The 25447-nt window shown below is 55.7% G+C and carries 24 protein-coding genes; 11 read left to right on the top strand and 13 right to left on the bottom strand.

The genetic code is table 11. The annotated features are described in order from the left end of the window. Positions 1-17: 17 nt before the first annotated feature. Positions 18-1610 (bottom strand): ABC transporter substrate-binding protein, encoded by a 1593-nt coding sequence (locus tag HYQ67_RS10660; RefSeq protein ID WP_202303665.1) that lies wholly within the window; start codon positions 1608-1610, stop codon positions 18-20. 117 nt (positions 1611-1727) lie between these two features. Here HYQ67_RS10660 and pepT point away from each other — a divergent pair, with 117 nt between their 5' ends. Continuing rightward, positions 1728-2963 (top strand): peptidase T, encoded by a 1236-nt coding sequence (gene pepT / locus HYQ67_RS10655; protein WP_202303664.1) that lies wholly within the window; start codon positions 1728-1730, stop codon positions 2961-2963. A gap of 57 nt (positions 2964-3020) precedes the next feature. Here the strand turns inward: pepT and tehB are convergent, their stop codons facing one another. Beyond that, entirely contained in the window at positions 3021-3614 is a 594-nt protein-coding gene (tehB, locus tag HYQ67_RS10650) for a tellurite resistance methyltransferase TehB (protein ID WP_202303663.1), read from the bottom strand. Between the two features lie 136 nt (positions 3615-3750). On the opposite strand from tehB, the gene HYQ67_RS10645 reads away from it, so the two are divergent. Next, the gene (locus tag HYQ67_RS10645; protein ID WP_202303662.1) at positions 3751-4680 is read left to right on the top strand and encodes a hypothetical protein; all 930 of its coding nucleotides are present in this window, start codon (positions 3751-3753) and stop codon (positions 4678-4680) included. On the opposite strand, the gene rimL is transcribed toward HYQ67_RS10645, so the two are convergent. Beyond that, complete coding sequence (rimL, locus tag HYQ67_RS10640; protein ID WP_202303661.1) at positions 4681-5235, bottom strand: 50S ribosomal protein L7/L12-serine acetyltransferase; 555 nt, start codon at positions 5233-5235, stop codon at positions 4681-4683. 65 nt (positions 5236-5300) lie between these two features. Between rimL and HYQ67_RS10635 the strand changes: the two genes are divergently transcribed. The 4 genes from HYQ67_RS10635 to HYQ67_RS10620 all read left to right on the top strand — a co-directional run bounded on the left by HYQ67_RS10635 (position 5301) and on the right by HYQ67_RS10620 (position 7737). Beyond that, a complete protein-coding gene (locus HYQ67_RS10635; protein ID WP_202303660.1) occupies positions 5301-5702 on the top strand; it encodes a VOC family protein in 402 nt (133 codons plus the stop codon). Positions 5703-5831: 129 nt separating this feature from the next. Next, positions 5832-6989 carry an FAD-dependent urate hydroxylase HpxO gene (gene hpxO, locus HYQ67_RS10630; protein WP_202303659.1) on the top strand — a complete coding sequence of 386 codons (1158 nt, stop codon included), beginning with the start codon at positions 5832-5834 and terminating at the stop codon, positions 6987-6989. Between the two features lie 113 nt (positions 6990-7102). Further along, entirely contained in the window at positions 7103-7378 is a 276-nt protein-coding gene (locus HYQ67_RS10625; RefSeq protein WP_202303658.1) for a type II toxin-antitoxin system HicA family toxin, read from the top strand. After that, positions 7375-7737, top strand: coding sequence for a type II toxin-antitoxin system HicB family antitoxin (locus HYQ67_RS10620; protein WP_202303657.1), 363 nt, complete (start codon positions 7375-7377; stop codon positions 7735-7737). The genes HYQ67_RS10625 and HYQ67_RS10620 overlap by 4 nt, the downstream gene beginning before the upstream one ends. Before the next feature lie 163 nt (positions 7738-7900). On the opposite strand, the gene HYQ67_RS10615 is transcribed toward HYQ67_RS10620, so the two are convergent. The 3 genes from HYQ67_RS10615 to HYQ67_RS10605 form a co-directional block, all read right to left on the bottom strand. Then, positions 7901-9556: a glucan biosynthesis protein D gene (locus tag HYQ67_RS10615; RefSeq protein ID WP_202303656.1), complete on the bottom strand. Its 1656-nt coding sequence runs from the start codon at positions 9554-9556 to the stop codon at positions 7901-7903. A gap of 248 nt (positions 9557-9804) precedes the next feature. Beyond that, positions 9805-10581 (bottom strand): ABC transporter substrate-binding protein, encoded by a 777-nt coding sequence (locus HYQ67_RS10610; protein WP_202303655.1) that lies wholly within the window; start codon positions 10579-10581, stop codon positions 9805-9807. A gap of 12 nt (positions 10582-10593) precedes the next feature. Beyond that, positions 10594-11763, bottom strand: a complete 1170-nt coding sequence (locus HYQ67_RS10605; RefSeq protein WP_202303692.1) for a methionine aminotransferase — start codon at positions 11761-11763, stop codon at positions 10594-10596. A 115-nt stretch (positions 11764-11878) separates the two neighbouring features. Here HYQ67_RS10605 and HYQ67_RS10600 point away from each other — a divergent pair, with 115 nt between their 5' ends. Further along, the gene (locus HYQ67_RS10600; protein WP_202303654.1) at positions 11879-12739 is read left to right on the top strand and encodes a LysR substrate-binding domain-containing protein; all 861 of its coding nucleotides are present in this window, start codon (positions 11879-11881) and stop codon (positions 12737-12739) included. Here HYQ67_RS10600 and HYQ67_RS10595 read toward each other — a convergent pair. Genes HYQ67_RS10595 through hglS form a run of 3 tightly spaced genes read right to left on the bottom strand, consistent with a single transcriptional unit; the run spans position 12732 to position 16309 of the window. Then, a complete protein-coding gene (locus HYQ67_RS10595) occupies positions 12732-13352 on the bottom strand; it encodes a hypothetical protein (protein ID WP_202303653.1) in 621 nt (206 codons plus the stop codon). The two genes, HYQ67_RS10600 and HYQ67_RS10595, sit on opposite strands and share 8 nt — an antisense overlap. A 45-nt stretch (positions 13353-13397) precedes the next feature. Continuing rightward, positions 13398-14924, bottom strand: a complete 1527-nt coding sequence (locus HYQ67_RS10590; protein ID WP_202303652.1) for a carboxylesterase/lipase family protein — start codon at positions 14922-14924, stop codon at positions 13398-13400. A gap of 41 nt (positions 14925-14965) precedes the next feature. After that, the gene (gene hglS / locus HYQ67_RS10585; protein ID WP_202303651.1) at positions 14966-16309 is read right to left on the bottom strand and encodes a 2-oxoadipate dioxygenase/decarboxylase HglS; all 1344 of its coding nucleotides are present in this window, start codon (positions 16307-16309) and stop codon (positions 14966-14968) included. Between the two features lie 246 nt (positions 16310-16555). Here hglS and pcaH point away from each other — a divergent pair, with 246 nt between their 5' ends. The 3 genes from pcaH (at position 16556) to HYQ67_RS10570 (ending at position 18980) form a co-directional block, all read left to right on the top strand. Next, on the top strand, positions 16556-17296 hold the full coding sequence (gene pcaH, locus HYQ67_RS10580; protein WP_202303650.1) for a protocatechuate 3,4-dioxygenase subunit beta: 741 nt from the start codon (positions 16556-16558) through the stop codon (positions 17294-17296). After that, entirely contained in the window at positions 17293-17913 is a 621-nt protein-coding gene (gene pcaG, locus HYQ67_RS10575) for a protocatechuate 3,4-dioxygenase subunit alpha (protein ID WP_202303649.1), read from the top strand. Before pcaH ends, pcaG begins: the two co-directional genes overlap by 4 nt. Positions 17914-18056: 143 nt before the next feature. After that, positions 18057-18980 (top strand): LysR substrate-binding domain-containing protein, encoded by a 924-nt coding sequence (locus HYQ67_RS10570; protein WP_202303648.1) that lies wholly within the window; start codon positions 18057-18059, stop codon positions 18978-18980. A 117-nt stretch (positions 18981-19097) separates the two neighbouring features. Here the strand turns inward: HYQ67_RS10570 and hisD are convergent, their stop codons facing one another. The 4 genes from hisD to HYQ67_RS10550 all read right to left on the bottom strand — a co-directional run bounded on the left by hisD (position 19098) and on the right by HYQ67_RS10550 (position 23770). Next, positions 19098-20405 carry a histidinol dehydrogenase gene (gene hisD / locus HYQ67_RS10565; protein WP_202303647.1) on the bottom strand — a complete coding sequence of 436 codons (1308 nt, stop codon included), beginning with the start codon at positions 20403-20405 and terminating at the stop codon, positions 19098-19100. A gap of 3 nt (positions 20406-20408) precedes the next feature. After that, positions 20409-21548: a nuclear transport factor 2 family protein gene (locus HYQ67_RS10560; protein WP_202303646.1), complete on the bottom strand. Its 1140-nt coding sequence runs from the start codon at positions 21546-21548 to the stop codon at positions 20409-20411. A 183-nt stretch (positions 21549-21731) separates the two neighbouring features. Continuing rightward, positions 21732-22703 (bottom strand): nuclear transport factor 2 family protein, encoded by a 972-nt coding sequence (locus HYQ67_RS10555; RefSeq protein WP_202303645.1) that lies wholly within the window; start codon positions 22701-22703, stop codon positions 21732-21734. Continuing rightward, on the bottom strand, positions 22700-23770 hold the full coding sequence (locus tag HYQ67_RS10550; protein ID WP_202303644.1) for a LacI family DNA-binding transcriptional regulator: 1071 nt from the start codon (positions 23768-23770) through the stop codon (positions 22700-22702). The genes HYQ67_RS10555 and HYQ67_RS10550 overlap by 4 nt, the downstream gene beginning before the upstream one ends. Positions 23771-24137: 367 nt before the next feature. Here HYQ67_RS10550 and HYQ67_RS10545 point away from each other — a divergent pair, with 367 nt between their 5' ends. After that, positions 24138-25388 carry an MFS transporter gene (locus HYQ67_RS10545; protein WP_202303643.1) on the top strand — a complete coding sequence of 417 codons (1251 nt, stop codon included), beginning with the start codon at positions 24138-24140 and terminating at the stop codon, positions 25386-25388. The last annotated feature ends 59 nt before the right edge of the window (positions 25389-25447 follow it).

Below are 25447 nucleotides of genomic sequence, written 5' to 3'. Positions count from 1 at the left end.
TGTTTAGCAGATCCGCGCTACTTCACATCCACCTGATAAAAAATGTGTTTACCGAACGGATCGATTTCGTAGCCCGTGACGTTCTTGCGCACCGGCTCGAAAATCGTTGAGTGGGCGATCATCACCGCCGGCATCTGGTCGTGCATCATCTGCTGGGCTTCCTTGTACAGCGCCACGCGCTTATCGTGATCCCCTTCCGCTCGCGCCTCTATTATCAGCTTATCAAACGGCTTGTAGCACCATTTTGACGAGTTAGAGCCACCGTCGGCGGCGGTACAGGTAAACAGCGGGCCAAAGAAGTTATCCGGGTCGCCGGTTGCCGTCGTCCAGCCCATCAGCGCCGCCTGATGCTCTCCGTCCTTCACGCGCTTGAGGTACTCACCCCATTCGTAGGTCACGACTTTGATCTGAACGCCCACTTTCGCCCAGTCCGCCTGAATCATCTCCGCCATGCGCTTAGCGTTCGGGTTATAGGGCCGCTGAACCGGCATCGCCCACAGATCGACAGTCATGCCATTGGCGAAACCTGCCTCTTTCAGCAACGCTTTGGCTTTCTGCGGATCGTAATCGTAATCCTTCAGCTGGTCATCGGCGCTCCAGACTCCCGGTGGAAGCAGGTTTTTCGCCGCGGTTCCGGTGCCGTGGAATACCGCTTCAATAATCGCAGGTTTGTTGATGGCCAGGGCCAGCGCCTGCCGGACTTTGACGTTATCAAACGGTGGCTTCTGGGTGTTGAACGCCAGGAAGCCGGTATTCAGCCCCGCCTTCTGCATCAGATTGATATCTTTATTTTCCTTCATGCGCGGCAAATCTGCCGGATTGGGGAACGGCATCACCTGACATTCGTTTTTCTCAAGCTTGGCATAGCGCACCGAGGCGTCCGGGGTAATAGAGAAAATCAGCCTGTCGAGCTTTGCCTTGCCCTGCCAGTAGTCCGGGAAGGCGGTGAACAAAATGCGGGAATCTTTCTGATACTGCTTCAGTTCGAACGGCCCGGTGCCGATGGGGTTCATATCCACCCGTTCAGGCGTGCCGGCTTTTAACATCGCATCAGCATATTCAGCCGAAAGAATCGAGGCAAAATACCACCCCAGATCGGCGATAAACGGTGCTTCAGGGTGGGCCAACGTGAAGCGCACGGTATTGTCATCAACCTTGTCAATGGCGGTGATCAGCGAGCCAAACTCCAGGCTTTCGAAGTTGGAATAGTTACCGTTAGAGACGTTGTGATAGGGGTGCTTTGCATCTTTCTGACGCATGAACGAGAAGATCACGTCGTCGGCATTAAAATCCCTGGTGGGTTTGAAATATTTATTACTCTGGAACCTCACCCCCTTGCGCAGATGGAAGGTATACACCTTGCCGTCCTCGCTGACGTCCCAGCTTTCCGCAAGGCTCGGCTGCAGCTCGGTGGTGCCGACTTTAAAATCTACCAGCCGGTTGTAGACCGGCACCGCGCTGGCGTCCACGCTCGTCCCGGAGGTATAAAGCTGCGGGTTAAAGTTCTCCGGCGACCCTTCAGAACAATAAACCAGCGTTCCAGCCGTTGCCCCAGCGCTGACTGAAAGCGCGCTCACGGTAAGCGCAAGCGCGGTCATTTTTATTTTCATCGCTATCTTCCTGTTGGTTATCCTGCCCCTGAACGAATAAAGCTTGTGCAAAGCGCCTTAATAAATAACATTAAATTTACATTGCTAACAAACAACATCGAACAATAAGGAAACACTATGTCCTCGCCGCTCAGCGAACAGCTAACCCAACGTTTCTTTCGCTATCTTGCCGTAACCAGCCAGAGTGATCCTCGCGTCAGCACCCTCCCGAGTACGCCGGGCCAGCATGAGATGGCGAAAATGCTGGCACAGGAACTGCGCGAACTGGGCCTCGACGATATCGTCATCGATGAGCACGCAACGGTGACTGCGGTGAAAAAGGGAAACGTGCCGGGCGCGCCGCGAGTCGGGTTCATCACGCATATCGATACCGTGGACGTTGGGCTTGCGCCGGATATCCATCCGCAAATTCTGCGTTTCGAAGGTCAGGATCTCTGCCTTAACGCAGAGCAGAACATCTGGTTGCGTACTGCCGAGCACCCGGAAATCAATGCTTATCCAGGTGAAGAAATTATTTTCAGCGACGGCACCAGCGTGCTGGGCGCGGATAATAAAGCGGCGGTGACGGTGGTGATGACCGTGCTCGAAAACCTGACCGCCGAAGATAAACATGGTGATATCGTGGTCGCGTTTGTCCCGGACGAAGAGATCGGCCTGTGCGGCGCAAAGGCGCTGGATTTGAAGCGTTTTGATGTGGACTTTGCGTGGACTATCGACTGCTGTGAATTAGGGGAAGTGGTGTACGAAAACTTCAATGCGGCCCATGCAGAGCTGAAGTTCACCGGTGTGACCACTCATCCGATGTCAGCAAAAGGTGTGCTGGTAAACCCGCTGCTGATGGCGATGGACTACATCAGCCACTTTGACCGCCAGCAGACGCCGGAGCATACCGAGGGGCGTGAAGGCTATATCTGGTTTAACGGTATGCAGGCCTCCCAGAGCGAAGCTGTGTTAAAGGCGAACATCCGCGATTTTGATCTGGCAAACTTTGAGCGCCGCAAACAGCAGATTGGCGAGGTCGCGGGGAAGATTAAGGCTAAGTACCCTACCGCCCGCGTGGAATACAGCATCAGCGATACCTACAGCAATATCAGCAACGCCATTGCCGATGACCGTCGGGCCATCGACCTGATTTTTACCGCCCTGGAGGAACTGGATATCGAACCGAAGGTGATCCCGATGCGCGGCGGCACGGACGGCGCGGCGCTGTCAGCAAAAGGATTGTTAACGCCAAACTTCTTCACCGGGGCGCATAACTTCCATTCGCGCTTTGAGTTTTTACCGCTGAAATCTTTCGAGGCGTCTTATAACGTGGCTTTAAAACTTTGTTTGCTGGCGGCTAAGCCCGTTTGATTCACGGCGGATGACGCTGCGCTTATCCGCCCGGCAAACAGCAGCGTCATCCGTCGATTATTTTTTACGTGCGAGCATCGTTGCAAAACGCAGTTTGATGCGGTTACCGTCGGCGTCGGTTCTGTGCAGCTCGCCCACGTCCTCGTTGTATTTAATCAGCTCCCAGCCTTCATAATAATTGCTCAGTTCACCCGCCTTAAACGCAAACGGGAAGCCAACGTTGCAGGGGTAATCTTCCGTGTCCATCGCCGCTACGATCAGGTTGTAGCCGCCTGCTTTGGTGCAGCGCTGCATGTTGGCAATCAGGCCCGGGATGGTGTCACGCTCAAGGAACATCATCACCACGGTGGAGAGAATAAAATCGTACTCACCGTCGAATTTTAGTTCGTTAAGATTGACGATATCAGTGACGATATTTTGAAGCCCTTCCGTTTCGATAATCTGCTGGAGGTTATTGATACTCAGAGGATTTTTATCCCATGCTGTGACATCAAACCCCTTCAGGTTCAGATACAGACTGTTGCGCCCGCTGCCGCAGCCGAGATCGAGGGTTTTGCCCGGCGGCACGATGGCTGCCGCATTCAGCACTTCGGAATGTGTGGCTGTTAAGCTGTATTTTTCCGTGTAGTAGTTCTCTGGCTTCTTATTCATGACGGCTCCCTGGCAACGTTTTCATTTCGCTAAGTATTAAAATGCATCTGGAATGCATTTTATTCGATCCCCCTGCCGAACGCCACGCCGACAAATTACCTGCTACGTTTTAAGCAGCGCTCTGTGGAGGATACGGATGAACAAATACCGGTTAACCGACGATGACCAGCTGCATACTTATCTGCAGGACGGTGAGAAACAGCAGGTCAAACTGCGGCAGATAGTCGCACTACGGGATTTTGCCGATGTGAAACAGGGGCAAACCGGCGGCTGGGTTGAAAGCGAAATGAATCTGGCCCAGCAGGGTGACTGCTGGGTTTACGACAATGAATGCCTGATCTTTGGCAGCTCCGATGTTCGCGATAACGCGCAGGTGCGCGGGGTGTCCACCCTTTGCCATCAGGCCCATGTCTACGGTAACGCCGTTATTGAAGATTCGCTGATCAGCGGCGAATGTAACGTCTATGGCTTTGCTCAGGTACGCGATAGCAGCCAGATTATCGCCGTACGTGGGCTAACGGCAGACCGCGACCAGCTGCTGCAAATCTATGATAACGCGCAGGTGGAGGCCTCACGGGTTGTTCATCAGGCGCAAATCTATGGCGATGCTGTTGTTCGCCATGCGTTTGTCGAGCACCGCGCCGAGGTGTTCGGCAACGCGTTATTGAAAGGCAATGAGGAAAATAACGTCTGGATCTGCGACTGCGCCCGAATTTTTGACAACGCCCGTATTATTGCCGGCAGCGGCGAAGATCAGATCCCCACTATCCGCTACTCGTCCCAGGTCTACGGCAATGCGCTCATTGAAGGTGACTGCGTGCTGAAGCATCAGGTGCATATTTACGGGGATGCGACGCTGACAGGCGGCCCTATGCAGCTGGATAACAAGGTTCAGGTCTACGGCAGCGCGAGAGTGACGGGTAACGTGCTGATTGAAAATAACGTACAGATTTACGACCGGGCCGAGGTGGATGGCCTTGATGGCGAGCTTATCCATATTCGCGGCATCAAGGACATCGGCGGCGCCCAGCGGGTGACGCGCACGCCGTTCTATGGCGTTTTCTGACTACTCGATAATGCGGGCATAAATATTCTGATCGTGAAACTGCCCGTTGAGGTATTCCGCCTGCCGCAGGCAACCTTCCAGCGTGAAGCCGTTGCGGCGGGCCACGCGATTACTGGCCTCGTTTACCACGCGGCATTTGATAACGAAGCGGCGGATGGTTCCCTCTTTTGAATACTTTGCCACTACGGCTTCGATGGCCCTGGCGATAATTCCCTGCCCCTGCATATCTTCATCCAGCCAGTAACCGATATAGGCCGTTTTGTTTGTCTGTTCGATGGCGTTAAACGAAAACACGCCGATCATCTCGTCGCGCCGATAAATCAGGAACATTTTCGCGCCACCGTGATGGTGCAGCAGGTAATTGCCCTGCGCGGTTTTGCGGATGTCCTCAACCGACGTGACGTACTGTGGCCAGTCCATCGCTTTTTGAAGCCAGGCCTTGTTACGCACCACCAGGTCAAAAAGCGCTTCTGAATATTTTTCATTAATCGATTTTAGTACCACGTCTTCGCCGAGCGCGATCTCTTCATCCTGCCAGTTTTCAGTCTCTTGCACCGCCAGCCTCCTTAGTGAATTCCTGTTTACTATAGTTAGCACAGGCTTTTACGAGGAGAAAGCAGATGTCTCGTGTTACCGCAGTTGACCATTTGGTGGTCTCAGTGACGGATTTCGCCGTCTCCCGCGAGTTCTACTCCGGGCTGATGGGCTTCCTGGGCTTTGAAGTGCTGGACGAACTCACGGACATGATGGGCTGGACTAATGGCACTACCCGTCTGTGGATAAGCCAGGCAGACAAACAGGGGCTTAAGCACCCGTACCGTAAGGGAGACCCGGGCTTTCACCACTACGCATGGAGCCTGCGAAATCGTCAGGACGTCGATGAACTCCAGGCATGGCTCACCGAACACCACGTCACGGTGGTCGATCCCGCCGGTGAATATTACCCGGACTACTACGCGGTGTTCTTTCTCGACCCGGACGGCATGAAGCTTGAAGGGATGTTCTATGGTGCAGAAAAATAGCTCTGCACCATAGCTGATCCCCACGGCTGCGCAATAACTCGCAACAAGGGTCAGAAACGTAAGTTTCACCGCCTCTGCAATCTGGTACAAAAGTTGCTACTTCATCAGGGTAACCATAAGGAGACCGAGATGAAAGCGATCGTAATAGGCGGCGGCATTGGCGGATTATCAGCAGCTATCGCGCTGAAACGGTGCGGTATCGCAACAGAAGTGTATGAGGCCGTGAAAGAGATGAAACCCGTGGGCGCGGCAATCTCCATCTGGCCTAACGGCGTGAAGTGCCTCAACTGGCTCGGTATGAAAGAACGGCTTCAGCAGCTTGGCGGGCCCATGGAATTTATGGCCTATCGGGAATATCAGCAGGGCCAGACTTTAACCCGTTTCAGCCTCGATCCGCTAATCAACAGCGTTGGCGAACGCCCCTATCCTGTCGCGCGGGCGGAGTTGCAGGATATGCTGCTCGATACGTATGGTCGTACAGACGTGCATTTCGGCAAGCGAGTGGCAAAGGTCGAAGAGTTTGACGGCGGCGTGCGGGCCATTTTCGACGATGGGCATGTCGCCGAAGGGGACCTGCTGATTGCCGCCGACGGCACTCATTCTGTCATCCGCCCTTATGTACTGGGATTTGAGACGGAACGCCGCTACGCGGGCTATGTGAACTGGAACGGCCTGGTGGAGATAGACGAGTCAATCGCCCCCGCCAACCAGTGGACGACTTTTGTGGGCGAAGGCAAACGCGTCTCGCTGATGCCCGTTTCAGCAAATCGCTTCTACTTCTTCTTCGACGTCCCGCTGCCAAAGGGCCTGGCGGAAGATCGCACAACGGTAAAAGAAGATCTCACCCGCTACTTTTCCGGCTGGGCTGCGCCGGTGCAAAAGCTCATTGCGGCAATTAACCCTGCCTCCACCAACCGCATAGAAATTCACGATATCGAACCATTTATGCAATTGGTTCGTGGGCGCGTTGCGCTGCTCGGAGATTCAGGTCACAGCACCACGCCGGACATCGGTCAGGGTGGCTGTGCGGCAATGGAAGATGCGGTGGTCCTCGCCATTGCCCTGCAAACCAACTCCCTGGGCGTTGAAGACGCCCTGCTCCGTTACCAGGAAAAACGCGCGTACCGGGTGAAAGATCTGGTTCTCAAAGCCCGCAAACGCTGCGACGTGACCCATGGAAAAGACATGGCTGTCACCCGCAGCTGGTACGAAGAGCTGAAAAGCGAAACGGGTGAACGCGTGCTGTCTGGCATGCGCGAAACGATTATGGGCGGGCCGCTGGAGTAGTTGCAGAAAATTTCACTCAGTCCTGTAAGGTGTGTTCCACAATGACGTCAGAAATTGACGTCATTTTTTTATATGCTATAGTGACTTCATAAATTGACATCACGGAAGGATTCATGGGACATGGCAGGGAATACCTCAGAAACAAACATAACAGTACCCTAAAGCAAATTTTTGCTAAACCTACCGCCCCTGACGTCAGGTGGCAGGAAATAGAAATGCTCATTGTGGCCTTAGGAGGAGAAGTAAGCAGCGGCAGAGGTTCACGCGTGCGTTTCCTGCTCAATGGCAGCATTGCAAGATTTCACCGGCCTCACCCGTCGCCCGTAACGGACAAAGGCGCCGTCGTCAGCTTACGGGAATGGCTTGAAAGTATCGGAGTGACACCATGACAAACACCCACCTTATCCCCAATACCATGGTTATTTGCGGTCAGCCTGCGTTAATCACCTGGGTTCCGGAAATTAACCAGTTTCGCGGTAAATTTTTAGGGCTATCGGGCTATTGCGATTTTGTTTCTGACAGCGCTAAGGGCCTGATAAAAGAAGGTGAGATTTCGCTGCGGGAGTATCTTGCTGACTGTAAAGCAAGCGGCATTGATCCCTATGAGCGGGAAGAGAAAACCAGGACGTTTACGTTGCGCTATCCGGAATCTTTCGGCGAACGGCTGGCCATTGCGGCGGCCGAGCAGCGGATGTCTGTGAACAGCTATATCGTTGAGGTACTGAGCAAGCAGATGAAGCTCAAGTAAAAATCCCCGCATTATTGTGAGCCAATATCGTTCATTTAAGTCAATGAATTAGGGCAAACATCGGGATTTGGTTCCCGGAGGGACGCCAAACCACTACCGGCGGGTGACGCAATTGCTTACCCGCCCTACATAAAAAACCCCGCATCATCAGCGGGGTTCTTGTTTATTTCATCACGCGGTCATCAACGTAATTACGCTTCTCCGGCGCCGGTGGGAAGTACTGATACAGCCATGTTTCACTGATAGCATCCCCCTGACAGCGCAGGAACATGCGCATATCTACCGGCGCGGTAGAGTCATCCGTTGGGTACCAGTCGAACAGAATGCGGTAGCCGTCGAACGGCTCCACGTAGAGGATTTCTACCTGCTTCGCTTCACCGTTAGATAGCGTGATCACCGGCTCAATGCCCTTCGGCGCAGCGGCTTTCAGATCGCCGCCCACAAAGTCGATGGCGAAACGACGGGACCATTTATCCGGGAAGTGCTCGCCCGGCGCCCAGCCTTCAGGGAAACTCCCCATACCGGTACGGGTCGCATAGACACGCGCCAGCTCGGTGGTAACCGGCGGCAGACCGCTCCAGTAAAGGCGATATTTAAACTCTAATTCATCCCCGGCCTTCACCGGTTTTTCCGGCTGCCAGAAGCAGACGATGTTATCCAGCGTTTCGCCGGTCGTTGGGATCTCCATCAGGCAGACGCTACCCTTGCCCCATTTATTACGCGGCTCCACCCACAGGCTTGGACGCTTGTTATACCAGCCCATGATGTCCTGGTAGCTGGCGAAGTCATGGTCCAGCTGCAGCAGCCCGAAGCCCTGCGGGTTTTTATCCTGGTAGGCATTGAACTGCAGCTTCTGCGGGTTGTTCAGCGGGCGGGCAATCCATTCGCCGTTGCCAAGCCACATTGCCAGGCGATCGGAGTCGTGAATCTGCGGGTGGATGGTGTCACACGTGCGGCGTTCGTTGGTGCCACAGGCGAACATGCTGGTCATCGGCGCGATGCCCAGCTGTTTAATATCTTCACGGGCGTAGAGGTGGTTATCCACCTCCATCACCACGCGTTTTTCTTCGCAGTTGATGATGAACTTATATGCACCGGTGACGCTTTTGCTGTCCATGAGCGCGTAAACCACGAAGGTGGTGTCGCTGGCCTTAGGCGTCTCAAACCAGAACGAGGTGAAGTCCGGGAACTCTTCAATCTGATCGGTGAAGGTATTGACCGCCAGGCCCCGCGCGGACAGACCGTACTGGAAAGTGTTGTCAACGGCGCGGAAGTAGCTCGCCCCCAGGAAGGAAACCACGTCACGGCGGGCAATCTCTGGCGCTTTGAAGGCCTTGAATCCGGCAAAGCCGAGATCCATCTGCCCTTCCAGTTGTTTCGTCTCCACGCCCGCGTCGTTGTAATTAAACAGCTGTGGACGGAAGTGAATTTCACGTGCCTGTTGCGTAGACGAATCCACGGAGAACATACGTACGCGGCGCTTGAAGCCCATGCCGACGTGGAAGAACTGCACGTCCAGCTGGCGGTCATGGGTATTGTTCCACAGCGAATGGGCTGCATCGTATTGAATGGCGTTGTAAGCCTGTGGCGTCAGGTTAGCCAGCGTGTCCGGTAACGGGCGCGGAGCACCGCTCCAGGGCTTTTTCGACAGGTCATGGGCCATTGCCTGTAACACCGAGAAATCGAACGCGGTCGTGCGTCCATCAGCGATGTCAGATTCCGCGGCGAAGGCTGCGCGAGGGAAGAGCGTGGCAAGGGTCGGAGTGCCGCAGGCTGCGGCGAGAGCCATAGAGGCTTTGATAAAACGTCTGCGGTTCATGCCTGAGAAATCGTCCTTTTATGTCGATGTATTTCGCTCTGCCCGTGAGGCAGAACTACGGCAAATGTTGCAACCATTACGACCGCACACTCTAGACAAAATTCACTGTTAATCCAATCGTTGTCGTCCTGGATCCGCCTTAAGAGCACAGTTTTTTTATTAGAAGCAGAAAGGGATGAAAATGAGGCGGCAGAAAAGAGGCTTCGAAGGGTGAAGCCTGCTGGCATCCACCCTGAGAAAGAAAGGAATTACTTCACGCTGACGTCGATACCCGGGAAGTATTTCTTTGCAAGCGTGGTCACCGTACCGTCGGCTTTTACTTTTTCGATTGCGGCATCCAGCTGCTTCTTAGTTTCAGCATCGCCCTTACGCAGGCCGAAACCGATACCGCTGCCCAGAATAGTGTCATCGCTCACCGGCTTGCCGATAAAACCAAAGCCTTTGCCCTGCGGCTTGCTGAGGAAACCGGCCTGGCCCGCGGCCGACATTACCAGCGACGCATCAATTCGCCCGTTGAGCAGGTCGCCCCACGCCATATTCTGGTCTTTATAAGACACAACGGTCACACCCTGCTTCTCCCAGTGCTCTTTCGCATAGGTTTCCTGAATGGAGCCTTGCAGCACGCCGATGGTTTTGCCCTTCAGGCCCGCGGGCGTTGCTTCCATTACGCTGCCGGTTTTACCCACCAGCTGGGAAGGAATGCGGTAGATTGGCTGGGTGAAGTCGATGCTTTTGCGGCGCTGTTCGGTGATGTTCATCGCCGAGTTGATGGCGTCGAACTTCTTCGACATCAGGCCTGGGATCAGCGCATCAAACGACGTTTCCACCCACGAACACTTCAGGTTCGCTGCCTCACAGACGGCGTTACCCAGATCGATATCAAACCCTTCCAGCTCGCCCGAAGAGTTACGGCTCTCAAAAGGTGGATATTCAGCTTCCACCCCGTAGCGCATTTCGGTTGCGGCCAGCGTAGAAAAAGTAGTTAACATCCCAACGGCTAAACCAAGCGCATGTAATTTTTTCATTGTGACCCCTGTTTAACGTGGCTTCAGCTGGCACAGCGCCTGCGCGCCTGCCCGTAATGTGGCTTCATCTTTCGCAAAGGAGAGACGGATCAGTTTGTTATCCGTTCCGTCAGTGTAAAACGCGGAGAGCGGAATCGTCGCCACGCCGTGTTCGGTAATGAGTCGCTTCACCATATCGCTATCCGACTCGTTGCTGAAATGCTCATAGCTTGCCAGCAGGAAGAACGACCCGGCGCTCGGCAACAGCTTAAAGGGCGACTCCGCCAGCAAAGTTTGCATCAAATCGCGTTTGCGCTGGTAGAAAGCCCCCAGGGACAGATAGGTTTGCGGGTCCTTCATGTAATCTGCGAATGCGTACTGCATCGGCGTATCGGCGGAAAACATCAGGAACTGATGCACCTTGCAGATTTCATCCATCAGCGCCGCCGGTGCCAGGCAGTACCCGACACGCCAGCCGGTAACGTGGAAAGTTTTGCCGAACGACGAAACAATCACGCTGCGTTCCGCCAGCTGCGGGTGCGTCGCCATACCGTGATGCCGCTGACCATCAAACACAATGTGTTCATACACTTCGTCAGACAGCACAACAATATCCGTGTTGCGGGTGAGCGCTGCAAGCATTTCCAGATCGTGCGCACCAAACACCTGGCCGCTAGGGTTATGCGGCGTGTTGATGATGATCATCCGGGTGCGCGGCGTGATGGCGGCCCGCACTTCATCCCAGTTGACGGTGAAGTCAGGCAGCGCCAGCTTCAGCGCGACGGGTTTTGCCCCCTGTAAGCGAACGATGGGCGCGTAGCTGTCAAACGAGGGTTCGAAATAGATGACTTCATCCCCCGGATGCACCAGCCCGCCAATAGCGGAATAAAGCCCTTCGCTGGCGCTGGCGGTAATCAGAATTTCTTCGTTTACGTCATAACGTGCGCCGTAAAGCGCTTCCACTTTCTGCGCGATGAGGGTTTTGAGCGCAAGCAGCCCCGTCATTGAGGCGTACTGGTTGTGGTTATCCAGCATCGCTTTGGTTACGACGTCGACAAGCTTCTGGTCCGGGGCAAAGTTGGGCGCGCCCTGCGACAGGTTAATCGCGTTGTGCTGTGCCGAGAGCTGGCCGATAACGGTAAAAATGGTGGTGCCCACATCAGGCAATTTCGAACGATGTTGTACCGGGGTCTGCATGGTGATGGCCGCTCCTGTTATGACTTCTGTTTGCATAACTATTCATTGCCCCGCTTGTCACGACAACCGAATTGTTGTCATAATAGCCATGCAAAAATTGCATGGCTCAGAGGAGTTCGGCATGACCCGTCGTACCATCCCGCTTAACACGATTGATGCTTTTCTCGTCACGGCCCGCCACCTGAACCTGACGCGCGCAGCGAAAGAACTGTGCCTGACGCAGGGCGCCGTGAGCCGTAAAATTGCTACCCTTGAAGCATGGCTAGGGTTTGCCGTGTTTGAACGTCACGCCCGCGGCCTGCACCTGACCCACCGGGGCTGCGCGCTGCTTCCTGAGCTGCAAAGCGCCTACGAAAACCTGCTGGACGTCACCGATCGCGCCTGCCGCAAAGCCAGCGTCATACGTCTTAAGGCTCCGACCTGCGCCATGCGCTGGCTGGTGCCGAAGATTGTCGAGCTGGAGCACAGCGCGCCGGACATCCAGATAGTCCTCACCACCACTATCGAGCACGGCATCAATTTTAAAAATGAGCCTTACGACGCAGCGATTGTGTTCGGTCCGCACGCCAAATCCGGCACGCTATTGTTTGAAGAGACGCTCACGCCAGTTATCAGCGAAAGCCTGCTCCACAAAGAGGAGTCCGCAGAGGATGCCCTGCAGCGCTTAACCTTTCTGCACCCCACCCGCGACCGCACCGACTGGTCACTCTGGCTTGCAGGCGACCCGTCGCTCAGGCCAGCCATGAGCAAAAATCAGCATTTCGATACCATGGATCTTGCCATCAGCGCCGCCATTCAGGGGTTTGGCATTGCGATTGCCGACGTCACGCTGGTGGCAGAGGATCTACGCATGGGGCGTCTGGTGCGTCCGTTTAGCCACAGCGTGAAAACGGGGGCCAGCTATCGCCTTTGCGTACGCCAGGGAAGTGAAAACACCGCCGGGCTGGCGGCGTTCTGCACAAGCCTGCTGAATATCAGCTAACGCGCCATTTCTCGGGGCTGGGTTGTTTCGGCGGCTGCTGGATGAGCGGCACAACCTTCAGCGTGGCCTCCGCGAAATCATTATGGTGGGTAGAAAAGCTGCCGATTTTATACGGCGTCGGCGTATCTCTCAGCCAGGTGCCGCTGACCGTCAGCAGATAATCATCTTTGTTGCCGGAAAGCACATCAGCAAGTTCGCCCAGCGCCGTTTGCAGGATCATTTCCGCCGCCGCAACGCCCGGCTGCATTTTGGCCACATTGGTCGTTGGCAGGCCAGCGTTTAGCCGGGAGATAACAGAGTCAATCTGCGCCCCTACCGCCTTAAAATCTTCGTCAGACTCCATCACCATAACGCTTAGCGTGACGAACGAGCCGGGGTTTGCCGGGCCGTAGAGCATCACCCCGTCCCCGGCGAGAATAATCTGCTCGTAAGCTTTAACGTTATGGAACTCTTTCAGCTGGTAAGCCAGCCGGGTATTTCCGGCGTCGTGCTCGTCCATCGCCAGCACGACGATGTACGGCTCGTTGTATTTGTCTAATCCATCAGACGATTTTCTTAGCTTAAGCGCGGACAATACGATGGCGATATTGTCGCAGGCAGGATCAAAATTCATAGCAGCCTCCGGTTGCGTGGACAGTCACGCAACCCTACACACGGCCTACATCAATTTCACATGATGTCTCATCACACGTTTAAACAATTGCATCCTCAAACGCATAAAACGGTTAATGATGGAAAATTTAGCCCGTTTATTGACCCCCAGCAGCATGGTTCTGTCGCGGCGGCGCGTGCAGGCGGGCCAGCGTAATTTGCCCTCCAGCCAGTCGCTGCTGGACGTCGCCTTACGGGCAAATTCAGCCCAGTAATCGCAGGCCCTGGCCGAGAAGGCTAAATCATCTTCCGTCACATAATCGCATGCGGGCGGCGTGAGATGCAGGGTATCAAACACGTACGGCACTTCGTTGCCGTGCCAGGCACCGTTGGCGTACGTCTCCCGTTCCGCCTCAGCGACGTAGTCAAAGTAATAGCGCCAGCAGGGCTGGCCGATGCGCTGCTGGGCCTGCATCACCACAAATCCCATCGTGGTGAATGCCATATCCCGGCAAACCTGCCGACCAAGCTCAACGTCGCCTTTCACGCCCGGATAAAGCAGCTTAATCAGCCCAAGGCCGAAACGTTTCTCGCGGCGCAGCAGATCGATTTGCCCGGCAAGGTCGATGCCGAAATAGCTCAGCACGCTGGCCTCGTCGCTGTTGCTGCCAATCATCACCGGCAGCGGATGCTGCTTGCCGGCAAAGAACGTGTCCAGCATTGGCTCCGGCAACACGCGGTCGCCGCAAATGGGGGCCGGGCCAATATTCAGCGGCGCTTCCAGCGGCCAGAACGCCTCTGCGGGCAGCGCCCGCAGCTGTTCGGCGGTAGCGTTTTCAAGCCCGAAATGGCGTCCCACCGCGATCCCCTTTTTAATCGCCATGTTGCGGTCCACGTCCGGCAGGGTATAGGCGCTTTGTACGATAGCCTTGTGAAACAGCCCGGCGGCAAGCGGCGAAGCCAGTAGTGACAGCACGCTGCGGCCTCCGGCCGATTCGCCAAACAGCGTCACATTGTCTGCAGCCCCTCCGAAAGCGGAGATGTTTTCCTGCACCCAGCGCAGCGCGGCTATCTGGTCCATCAGCGCGAAGTTGTAGAGTGGCCCGTCGGGATCTTCTCCTTCCAGCGAAGGATGGGCGAAAAAGCCGAGATGGCCGAGACGGTAATTTATTGAGACGAGGATGACGCCGCGCGATGCAAACCCGGCGCCGTCGTAGGGAGTCAGACCGCCTGCGCCGATGGTGTAACCACCGCCGTGCAGCCAGACCATGACGGGTAATTTATTTCCCGCACAATCAGCAGGCTTCCAGATGTTCAGGTACAGGCAATCTTCAGAGAACTGCCCCGGATCGCCGCCGCCGACGGCTTTACAATACTCAAGGCTTTGCCAGCAGGCAGGTGAAAACTGGCTGGCCGATCTAACACCCTCCCAGGCTTCGGGAGGGAACGGTGCGCGCCAGCGGCGCTCACCAACGGGCGGAGCGGCGAAGGGAATACCGCGAAATACCGCCGCATCCCCTTCCAGATTTCCGGCAAGTTTACCCTGGGCTATCTCCACCAGAGCATCCTCGCTCCGGACTTCAGGCTTTTCCATCTGCTGTTCCTTGTTAACGACACCCGAGCAGAGTAGCGCGTTTAGAGCAGACCGCAACGCCGTTTACTGCGATCTTCTGCCTGCTGGTAGAGATCGAACTCATTGGCCACCGGCGCACCCAGCGCCTCCTCAAAGGCTTCCCTGCTCGCATGTCCGTGGCTGCGGGCGCCGTTGTCACTGCCAAGATTAGACTGGAAAATACCTGCGGCGCTGACCGGCAGAAAGTCTTCGTAGGTGATCGGCTGGGCCACCAGCCAGCCGCGCTCTATCAGCAGCTGCGGGTCGTCGCCGGGTTTGATGTTGTGGCGGTGCATCTCCCCCGTTGGCGTTAAGCGATAGCGGAAGTAAGCCAGCGCCTGGCGGCGCAGAAGCGCGTCGCTGTCCGGCAGGCGGCTGAACACCTCCCGCAAATGGTGCTGATGGCTGAGGTTGTCTTTGCCGTTGCCCGCCGCCAGTAAAAGTTCGTCATACAGCGCTCGCCCCTTCGGCGTCAGCGCCACGCCACGCTGCTCAATTTCCCCGAAGCGCGCGGTATGGGTGCCGTGATGTTCACCGGCAAACAAAATCGGCTCCTCCAGCGCCTTGAAGCTGGTCTGGCGCAGCAGAATGGGGAATTCCCGACGCGGCGGCCCTTCGATGATCGCCTTCGGCGAAATGCCGTACTCCGGCATCAACGCCTGAACGCGGTCGATATCCAGCGTTCTGGGGGTCAAATGGTTTATGTGGCAGCCGCGGAAGCAAACGACGTCGGCAATCAGCCGATGCTGGTCGTGCAGAGCCTGATAAGTTTCGGTATCCACCGTCGCGTGGCTGTGCCAGCGGAACGTTTCCAGCGCTTCTCGGACAAACTCTTCGGCCTGAGCTTCATTCAAACCACCCTGCTTATCGTAGATATCAAGCAAAGCCCGGCAGCGCGGCGTGAAGATGTCGCGCTTCGCCAGGATAGCGGCCGCCTTTTTACGTAATGATTCGTTTTCGATCAGTTCAAGGCGCAGTAGTGAAGTAAACACCCTGAATGGGTTACGGGCGAGCGCCGTGTCATCGACAGGCCTGAATGCGGTGGAGTGCACCGGCACGCCTGCCTGGGAGAGATCGTAATAACCCACCGGCTGCATGCCCATTACCGCAAATATGCGTCTTAGTGTCGCAAGCTCAGAGGCTTTGCCGACACGGATGGCACCGTGCCGCTCCACGTTTAACCTTGCCAGTTCGTCTGCGTTTTCCAGCCGCTGTTGCAGCTGCGGATCGTTTTCCAGCACCGCGAGATTCACATCGGCAACCAATTCTAACAGCGTGCCGTACTGCGGCACCTCTTGCTGGTACATTGCCGACATTGCGTGCGAAAATTTTTCCCGAATCTCATCAGCCGTGATGTTGTTCGCCATGATGTCGTGTCTCCAGTGGATATTGCTGAAAGCGTAGAGTCTGACGGGCAACTCAGGGCTAAGAATTTGCGTTTTGTGATCTGCTTTACAGCGCTGCACTAAGAGTGATGGTAATCCCCCGAATACATAACCCCCGGTAATGGCAATAGGCAGATAAAATCACTTTAAATTAACATTTCATTAACCGAGACTGGCGCTGGCAGTAGTGAAAACAATAAGCCACCTACCCTACAACTGGAGCCAGCTATGTCTCAACTATGGCAACCCCGCGAGCTTGTGCATCGCGATTATGATTCCCACCCGCCCGCCTTTGCGCCGGGGTATAAAACCAGCGTGCTGCGTTCGCCGCGTAACGCCCTTATTTCTTTGCAAAACTCACTCTCAGAAATTACCGGGCCGGTGTTCGGCGCAAAGGATTTAGATCCGCTGGATAATGACCTGATCATGAATTACGCCAAAGACGGCCTGCCGATTGGCGAGCGTATTATTGTGCATGGCTACGTTCGCGACGGCTTTGGCCGCCCGATGAAAAACACGCTGGTAGAAGTGTGGCAGGCCAACGCCGGCGGACGCTATCGCCATAAAAAGGACAAATATCTCGCGCCAATCGATCCTAATTTTGGCGGCTGCGGGCGCGTGCTGACGGATGACAACGGCTACTACTTCTTCCGCACGATTAAGCCCGGCCCGTATCCGTGGCGGAATCAGGCCAGCGACTGGCGTCCGTCGCATATTCACTTTTCCCTTTCCGGCGAGTCGTTCGGCCAGCGGCTGATCACCCAGATGTACTTCGAAGGCGACCCGTTGATTAAGCAGTGCCCGATTGTTAAAACCATCAATAACGACGATGCGATCCGCACGCTGATTGCCGAGCTGGACACCCACGCCGCCGTGCCGCTGGACAGTCTGGCTTATCGCTTTGATCTGGTGCTGCGCGGACACCGCGCGACGCTGTTTGAAAACCGTACGCAGGGGGCCGCACGATGAAAGATTATTTAAAGGAAACCGCCTCACAAACTGCCGGGCCCTATGTGCATATCGGGCTTGCGCCGCACGCTGCCGGGTTCAACATCTTTGAGACAAATTTCAGCCATATCCTGACTAACTCACATACCGAAGGCGAACGCATTGTTGTAGAAGGACGAGTGTTCGACGGGTCGGGCACGCCGGTGCGGGATGTGCTGATTGAGCTCTGGCAGGCCAACGCTGCCGGGCGTTATAACCATCCTGCTGACCAGCAGCAGGAGAAAAAAATCGATGCAGATTTTCGCGGCTGGGGCCGTACCTGCTCTGACTTTGACAGCGGCGTCTGGCGCTTTGAGACCATCAAACCAGGTGCAGTCGTGGGACGCGACGGCAGAATGATGGCCCCACATCTGAACCTGTGGATTGTTGCCCGCGGAATTAACATCGGCCTGAATACCAGGATGTATTTCTCCGACGAACAAGCGGCCAACAGTGAAGACCCGGTGCTGAATCTTATCGAGTGGGAAATTCGCCGCCACTCGCTGATCGGCAAACGTGAAAAGCGTGGCAATGAGGTTGTGTATACGTTTGATATTTATCTACAGGGCGACAAGGAAACCGTCTTTTTTGATGTGTAGCCGTGACGGCAGATGACGTTTACCCGCCCGGCTGGATGACTTGTTGCCAAAAACGGTTAAATGTTAATGATATTTTGCAGGCAAGTTAACATAATCAAACAACTTACCTTGTCACCGCGGTCCGTCTGTTTTTAACATCAGCTATGGAAAAAAAAGGTCTCTTTAGTCAGCGCATTCGCTTGCGTCATCTACATACTTTCGTGGCCGTCGCCCAGCAGGGAACGCTGGGGCGCGCGGCCGAAACGCTCAATCTGAGCCAACCAGCCCTGTCTAAAACGCTCAACGAACTGGAACAGCTCACCGGCGCCCGACTGTTCGACCGCGGTCGGCTTGGGGCCCAGCTGACGCTGGTCGGCGAACAGTTTCTGACGCATGCGGTGAAGGTGCTTGATGCCCTTAACCACGCAGGCCAGTCCCTTAATCGTAAGGATGGGCAGGCTTCCAGCATTGTCAGAATTGGCGCACTCCCTACCGCGGCGTTGGGTATTTTGCCGATGGTTATCGGCCAGTTTCACAAGCAGCAAAGCGACGTCACGCTTCAGGTCGGCACAATGAATAATACGATGCTGCTGGCGGGGCTGAAATCCGGCGAGCTGGATCTGGGAATTGGGCGCATGTCCGATCCGGAACTGATGACCGGGCTGAATTATGAGCTGCTTTTTTTAGAATCGCTGAAGCTGGTAGTCCGCCCCGGCCACCCGTTGCTGCAAGAAAATATCACGTTAAGCCGCGTCATGGAGTGGCCTGCTGTCGTCTCGCCGAAAGGAACCATCCCGCGCCAGAACGCTGAAACGCTGCTGACCAGCCAGAATTGCAAACTCCCGGCCACCTGCATTGAGACACTTTCTGCGTCACTTTCCCGCCAGTTAACCGTGGATTATAACTATGTGTGGTTTGTGCCTTCAGGGGCGGTAAAAGAAGATTTGCGTCAGGGGACGTTGACGGCCCTGCCGATAGCGACGCAGGTAGCTGGAGAACCCATCGGTATTCTTACCAGGGTAGATGCAACACTAACACCTGCCGCACAGATCCTGCTGACGTCTATTCGTAAGTCGATGCCAGCTTAACGCGGGGGATGACGCTGCCGTTTATCCCCCTGCAACACCGAGAAATTGTCGGATAAGCGCAACGTCATCCGACAATTTCTCGGTGGATGACGCTGGCGCTTATCACCTGGCGGCGGATTAATCCCGCTTGCCGCCCGTGATCCCTTCAATTTCCTCAGGACGTAAACGAATTTCTGCCGCGCGGCGGTGGGCCTGCATTCCTTCGGTACGGCTCTGGCGAATTGCCGGTTCCGCAATCGCCGCGATACCGTGGTCATCAATCCACTGGTGCGTGCAGATCTTCACGTATGCGCCCACCCACAGACCGCCGGTGTAGCGCGCTGCGGCCATCGTTGGCAGCGTGTGGTTGGTGCCACAGCATTTATCAGAGAAGACCACGCTGGCGTTCTGGCCGATAAACAGCGAGCCGTAGTTGCGGATTTTGCCCGCCGTGGCGTGCGGGTCGCGGGTATGGACCTGGAGATGCTCCGTTGCCATATGGTCCGCCCATGCAATCAGCTGCTCTTCGTCGCGGCAAATCACAATTTCCCCCTGACGGCGCCACGCTTCCCCCGCCGTTGCCGCCGTTGGCAGCGTTTTCAGCTGGCGTTCGATTTCGCTGAGGGTTTCGCTGGCGATGCGTTCGCTGGTCGTCGCCATCCCCACGCGGGTATGAACGTCGTGCTCCGCCTGCGCCAGCAGGTCGGCGGCTAACATCTGCGGGTTCGCGCTGTCGTCGGCGATCACGTAGATTTCGCTCGGGCCTGCCAGAGCATCAATCCCTACCTTGCCGAATGCCTGGCGCTTGGCTTCGTTGACGAAGGCGTTGCCCGGCCCGACAACTTTATCCACCACCGGTACAGATTCCGTCCCCCATGCCATGGCGGCAATCGCCTGCGCGCCACCGACTTTAAAAATGCGGTGCGCCCCGGCTAAGTGGCAAACGGCGATCATCGCCGGATGCGCGCCCGGCGGCAGACAGGCAATAATCTCGTCACAGCCTGCCACCACGGCTGGCACTATGGACATCACCGGCGCGGACAGGATGGGATAGCGCCCGCCCGGCACGTAGCAGCCGACCTTTTCGATAGGGATAATGCGGTGCCCCAGATGCACGCCAGGCAGCGTTTCTATTTCCAGCGGCTTCATGGTGGCAAGCTGCGCCTGGGCAAAGCGCTTCACCTGGGCAATGGCAAACTCGCTGTCCCTGCGGGTCTGCGGGTCGAGATCCGCCAGTGCCGCTTTGATCTCGTCTGCCGACACTTCAAAGCTTTCCGGCACGGTTTTATCAAACTTCGCCGAGAAGTCCCGCAGCGCGGCGTCCCCGCGCGTTTTTACCTGTTCGATAACATCATGAACGGTGTCCGTCAGCGTCCTGTCCGCCTGCGCGTCCTGACCCTGCGGGCGTTTAAGAAACTGCACGTCTGCTTCACTGATTGCGCCCATCTCTTACTCCTCCATTTGACCCAGTTTGATTTGCGCCAGCAGCGCCAGGTGGTCGTAGACGACCCATTCATCGACGATTTTGCCGTTGACGATGTGGTAGTGGGACATGCCCATCACGAACAGGCGCTCGCCCGTTGGCTTGCCCAGTTCGCCGTAGCCCAGGTGGTGACCTTCCATAATCCAGCGCACCGCGACCTTGGTACCGCCCTCTTCGCACGGGTTAGAGCAGACGTGCTGCGGCATCCACGCGCCGTCCGGGATCATGCCAATCAGCGCCAGCGTCTGGTGGATCACCGCCGCCTGACCGTACAGCTCTTTCATCAGCGGGCCGTGCCACTGAACGTTGGTCGCGTACACGGCTTTGATTTTGCCCAGCATGCGGCGGTTGTAGATCTCATGCAGCCAGCGCAGGCACTGCTCTTCGGTGTCGGTATGGGCGATGGAGACGTCGCATTCCATTTCCGGCGGATACTGGCCTACCATGCGGCGGTTCTCGCCGATATCGGTCACGCGGAAGCCTTTATCAAACTGCTCTTTCGCCATGCCGTACGCCACCGCGTCGGTATCCAGGCCAAGCTGGCGCATCATTGCCATGTTGTCGCTGACCACCCACTCGCGGTAAATTTTGTTCTCGTGGATCATGCAGTCCGCTACGGTGCGGGTCACAAAGGTGCGGTTCGTCGGCTTGCCCAGATGGCTGAACTGCGTGTGGCGACCGGTGCCGGTTACCAGGTGCGAAGTGTAGAAACCGTCCACGTCGTTACCGTTCCAGATAACCTGGGTCGCCATACCGCGGCGCTCCGGGAAGGCAATCAGACGCTGTAACGTATCCTGCACGACCTGTTCGCGGTTATACATGGTGCCCAGCGCGTTATATAAAACGCAGTTATGCGTGTAGTGCGAGTAAATTAAACCCACGTCTCGCTCGTCCCATATTTTATGCGTACAGCGCACGATATAATCCACAATATCGGTATAGCAGTCGTCAAATCCTCTTAATGACTGCACGCGGGGACGTTTTTCGGGAACTAAATCCACAAAGTCACGGCGCTCAACCTGTAATACAGGCTCGTCACGAGTGGATTTCGTATTGGTTTTCTCAGCTACTACCGGCGTTTTATTTGTCGCTTCAGTTGATGACATATAACCTCCTGCGTTCGATGGATGCACTGAGAAATTTCCCGGCGCACTGTATTCGGGATGTAATTATCCCTCACCTGCAAATAGTGACAGCTTGTTTTCAGAATTCAGGCAACAGCAGCCCCTGATAAATGAATTATCATTTTCACGGGCTTTATTTATTCGGGGGAGCTATCCCCCGCAGACTTAATTAAATATTTGTGACCAGATAGCTAACTCATCAATGCCCAGATATTCACGGATAATTAATCCGTCGCGCAGTTCCAGCTGGCTGATGCCGGTGATAGAGATCGGGCGACGCGTCGGCGCGCCGAATCGGCCATAGCCGTCGTGCCAGGTTAACAGCGACCAGCGCAGGGAGAGGCGCACGGGTTCGTTGGCGTCACGGCGGACAATAAGATGGTGCAGCTGCGTTTCGCTGTCGGCAAAGGAAGCCCGGTAGCCCGAGAGAAACGCGCCAATATCCTGCTCGCCGGTGCGCAGCACGTGCGCCGGGCCATGGAAGGTAGCCGCCGGATGATAAAGCCCCGGTACTACGCCGCTGTTGCCCCCGGCCCACATAGAGAGATAGCGTTCAACAAGCCCGGCCAGAGGGCCATCAACGTCGTCGCCTTCCGGGCCACCCGCCCAGCGCGCGTCCATTTCCTCAGCGGAAGTATTCTCCAGCCCTAACTCCTGTCGGGCCGTCGCCAGCTGCAACGCAAAATCTCGCGCGCTGAGGCCAATCTGCGAGACAATCGCTGCACGATCCTGCAATAGCCACTCCTGCCTTACCGCGCCATCGGCGCACACGCGGTCCGCCCAGGTGCGGACCCAAACGGCTTTGCCGCTCGGCTGACCAAAGAACCCTTCGCCCTGGTGCTGGATGCAGGCCAGCGTGCGCTGCGCAGCGTAATACTCGAATTCCGGGGTGTGGGTGGTCAGAATATCTTCGGTCAGCACCGTGCGCTGCGGGAAGCTGTGCATGGCCTCAAGCGTCAGACGCATAAAACCGGAAAGATCGTTCAGCTGCTTTTCCGGCGTGTGGAAGACCACCGGCGTGGCGTAAAAATCTGCGAGCTGTCCAATGTCCTTCTGCTCCCAGACCACGTGGGTCAGCGTCAGAATAAACTGCTGTATGGAATCAAACTGAGGGCTAAAGCCCGGCAACCTGGTCATTCAACCTCCTGCGGCTGGAACAGAGACAACCCGTCTTTTTCGATTACGCCTGAGCGTGGGCGGCGCGCGGAGTGGCGGACAATCAGCGCCCCCTTGACCACCAGCTGTTCGGGTTCGATGTTTTCACTTTCTATCTGCTTCATCAGCAGCGCCACCGTGGCGCTGACCATCTCGTCCACCGGCTGCGAGGCGGAGGTCAGCGCGTAGGATGGCCAGCCGGACGGGCCGGTGTCGTCGTAGCCGATGACCGACAAATCGTCGGGAATACGCAGGCCGAACTCGTAGCGGGCGATATCCATCACGGTTAAGGCCATATGGTCATTGGCCGCAAAGATGGCGTCCGGCGGCTGCGGTGAAGAGAAAAGCTCCCGGGCGGCGCGGCTGGTTTGCTGCGCATCGTAGTTACCCTGCACCACCCGGATATCCTCGACGCCTTTCGACCGCAGCGTGCTGACGAACCCGGCCTGGCGCGCAATATTTACCGATGAATCAGCAATGCCCGCGACATAGGCAAAGCGCTGGTGCTCACCGGCCAGTAAAAACTCGGCTATCTGGCGGGCGGCGGCTTCGTTATCCGTGTTGACGCTGGAAACTATGCCGTTCTCATCGTCGCGGTTAAACAGCACCACCGGGATCCCGGCGGCCAGGCACTCTTCCGATAATTCAATGGATAGCGAAACGGACGCCAGCACGATGCCGTCAACCCGGTACTGCATGATCTGATCAAAAATTCTGTCCACGTTGCCGTCGCGGTCGCCCACGAACAGCAGCAGGTGGTAGTTCAGCTCATCGAGCTTCTGCGCCAGCGCCTCAAGCACCTGCGGGTAGAACTGGTTGTCAAAATAGGACATCACCACGCCGACAATGCGTGAACGAGCGGTGTTCAGCGACCGCGCGATGGCGTTAGGCCGGTAGCCCAGCTCCCGCGCCGCTTTCAGCACTTTTTCACGCGTGGCGGGTGAAATGCTGGCCCCCGGCGTAAACGTGCGTGACACCGCCGATTGTGACACTCCCGCGATCTGCGCCACCTGCTGCGACGTCACGGGCCCAAAAGTCTTACGTTTCATTGTCGCTGTTCCTTATCAACATTCCCGCCACGGTGCATTTTTCATAAAAACAAGGCGTTGCCCAGTGTAACGCGCTGCGGGGGGATTGCCAGTCTGGCCCTTGCCTGTCCCCGCCGGAATGTCTTTTTTTAAGTCTTACACCATCTTTGCATGCGTATGCAACAGACAAAATAAATTTTTTCACATTTACAATCTTAACCTTTACAAAACTAAAACCTTTTCGTAACTTTCATTTTTGAATACGTATGCATGCAGTGCAAAAACGCCGTCAGTTTTTACCGGGGACAGGAGTCACAGTCAAAGGATTGAACCGGTTTATGCCGTACTTGATTGGTTATAACCCATTAATTTTAAGAGGTTCACCACCATGTTTCGTGCACTATTTAGTCGATCCGAGGTCAGGCTGTTTTTCACCATCAGCGTCCTGTTCTTCATCTGTATCCACAGTATTGATGCCTTTCTGGCACCGATGCTCATTAGCGAAGGCATGCAGCCGGAAGTGGTTGGCATGATTATGGGGGCCAGCGGTTTAGCCACCCTGTTCGTCCGCTTTCCTATTGGTATCCTGTCGGACGTAGTGAAGAGCCGAAAAATTTTTATTCAGGTCAGCCTGCTGCTGCCGCTGGTGACATGGCCCATCGCCTGGTATGAACCCACCGCCATTACGCTCTATCTGGCGAAAGCAGCCGATGGCTTTACCGCTGCGACCTGGGTGCTTTATAACATCCTGTTTATTCGCTACTTCGATCGTAAGGATGCACCTGCTGCCGTCGCCCTCCTCGCGCTTGCCGGGCCGCTGGGCGTCTTCCTGGGGAACTGTATCGGCGGCACGCTGATTCACTTCTTTGATAAAAGTATCGGCTACTTCGTTTCAAGCGTTGCGGCCCTGCTGGCGCTGATCCTGACGTTTCGCATTAAGGAGTTTCACGACGCGGCACAGGCACCGTCTCTTAAAGCTTGTATTACCAGCGCTAAGCGCCAGCTCGGCGACCCCTCCGTATGGATTATCGGCCTTCTGGCAACCATCGTTATTCTGGTGCCGTTTGCGACACGCGATACCCTGACCCCTATTTATGCCCAGCAGCTCGGGGCTAAAGCGGGCATTCTGACGTTGCTCAGCAATCTGCATCTGATTTTCTACGCGCTGGCTATCGCCATGTGTAGCTCGGTGTTTTACAAACGATGGGGGCTGGCCAAAACTGCGGTTATCGGGATCCTCCTGCAGCTTGTCTCCACCATTGGCGTGCCCTTCACCAGCAATATTTATCTGATTTATCTGCTGCAGTCCGTTGGCGGCTTCTCGTTCGGCATGGCCTTTGCGGTATTTATGTCCCTGAGCGTGGTTAATACGGTTGAGGATGAGCAATCTACCCGCATGGGATTATTTCAGACAATATATTCCTGCGGGATGTTTGCCGGTCCGGTATTAATGGGGCTGATGCTCCAGCATATTAACTTATCATCGGGCTATTTATTCATTGGCGTGCTTTGTCTAATTGCCGCGGCATTAACTCCCCTGGCCGTGCGTAGCGTCAATCAGCGACAAATAAAACATTCAGAAACCAACAGGGAAGCAAAGGATTTACTTGCCGCCCAGGAATATATAAACAAGGCCTGAAAACTTTCATTCTGCATAGTATGAAAATATTACGCTCCCCGATAACGGGCGGATGAAGC

Source organism: Dryocola clanedunensis subsp. sulfonylureivorans (genome assembly GCF_016756775.1).
Lineage (GTDB): Bacteria > Pseudomonadota > Gammaproteobacteria > Enterobacterales > Enterobacteriaceae > Dryocola > Dryocola clanedunensis.
The sequence above is the reverse complement of the archived record's forward strand: the minus strand, read 5'-3'. Positions and strand labels throughout refer to the sequence as shown.

What these genes read in the sequence shown, in the direction of transcription:
- HYQ67_RS10600 (WP_202303654.1), top strand. Translation starts at nt 11,879, where the DNA reads ATGACCCGTCGTACCATCCCGCTTAACACGATTGATGCTTTTCTCGTC.
- hglS (WP_202303651.1), bottom strand. Translation starts at nt 16,309, where the DNA reads ATGGCGAACAACATCACGGCTGATGAGATTCGGGAAAAATTTTCGCAC.
- HYQ67_RS10620 (WP_202303657.1), top strand. Translation starts at nt 7,375, where the DNA reads ATGACAAACACCCACCTTATCCCCAATACCATGGTTATTTGCGGTCAG.
- HYQ67_RS10645 (WP_202303662.1), top strand. Translation starts at nt 3,751, where the DNA reads ATGAACAAATACCGGTTAACCGACGATGACCAGCTGCATACTTATCTG.
- HYQ67_RS10615 (WP_202303656.1), bottom strand. Translation starts at nt 9,556, where the DNA reads ATGAACCGCAGACGTTTTATCAAAGCCTCTATGGCTCTCGCCGCAGCC.
- pepT (WP_202303664.1), top strand. Translation starts at nt 1,728, where the DNA reads ATGTCCTCGCCGCTCAGCGAACAGCTAACCCAACGTTTCTTTCGCTAT.
- pcaH (WP_202303650.1), top strand. Translation starts at nt 16,556, where the DNA reads ATGTCTCAACTATGGCAACCCCGCGAGCTTGTGCATCGCGATTATGAT.
- HYQ67_RS10570 (WP_202303648.1), top strand. Translation starts at nt 18,057, where the DNA reads ATGGAAAAAAAAGGTCTCTTTAGTCAGCGCATTCGCTTGCGTCATCTA.
- pcaG (WP_202303649.1), top strand. Translation starts at nt 17,293, where the DNA reads ATGAAAGATTATTTAAAGGAAACCGCCTCACAAACTGCCGGGCCCTAT.
- hisD (WP_202303647.1), bottom strand. Translation starts at nt 20,405, where the DNA reads ATGGGCGCAATCAGTGAAGCAGACGTGCAGTTTCTTAAACGCCCGCAG.
- hpxO (WP_202303659.1), top strand. Translation starts at nt 5,832, where the DNA reads ATGAAAGCGATCGTAATAGGCGGCGGCATTGGCGGATTATCAGCAGCT.
- HYQ67_RS10545 (WP_202303643.1), top strand. Translation starts at nt 24,138, where the DNA reads ATGTTTCGTGCACTATTTAGTCGATCCGAGGTCAGGCTGTTTTTCACC.
- HYQ67_RS10590 (WP_202303652.1), bottom strand. Translation starts at nt 14,924, where the DNA reads ATGGAAAAGCCTGAAGTCCGGAGCGAGGATGCTCTGGTGGAGATAGCC.
- HYQ67_RS10635 (WP_202303660.1), top strand. Translation starts at nt 5,301, where the DNA reads ATGTCTCGTGTTACCGCAGTTGACCATTTGGTGGTCTCAGTGACGGAT.
- HYQ67_RS10625 (WP_202303658.1), top strand. Translation starts at nt 7,103, where the DNA reads ATGGGACATGGCAGGGAATACCTCAGAAACAAACATAACAGTACCCTA.
- HYQ67_RS10555 (WP_202303645.1), bottom strand. Translation starts at nt 22,703, where the DNA reads ATGACCAGGTTGCCGGGCTTTAGCCCTCAGTTTGATTCCATACAGCAG.
- HYQ67_RS10560 (WP_202303646.1), bottom strand. Translation starts at nt 21,548, where the DNA reads ATGTCATCAACTGAAGCGACAAATAAAACGCCGGTAGTAGCTGAGAAA.
- HYQ67_RS10595 (WP_202303653.1), bottom strand. Translation starts at nt 13,352, where the DNA reads ATGAATTTTGATCCTGCCTGCGACAATATCGCCATCGTATTGTCCGCG.
- HYQ67_RS10660 (WP_202303665.1), bottom strand. Translation starts at nt 1,610, where the DNA reads ATGAAAATAAAAATGACCGCGCTTGCGCTTACCGTGAGCGCGCTTTCA.
- HYQ67_RS10550 (WP_202303644.1), bottom strand. Translation starts at nt 23,770, where the DNA reads ATGAAACGTAAGACTTTTGGGCCCGTGACGTCGCAGCAGGTGGCGCAG.
- HYQ67_RS10610 (WP_202303655.1), bottom strand. Translation starts at nt 10,581, where the DNA reads ATGAAAAAATTACATGCGCTTGGTTTAGCCGTTGGGATGTTAACTACT.
- tehB (WP_202303663.1), bottom strand. Translation starts at nt 3,614, where the DNA reads ATGAATAAGAAGCCAGAGAACTACTACACGGAAAAATACAGCTTAACA.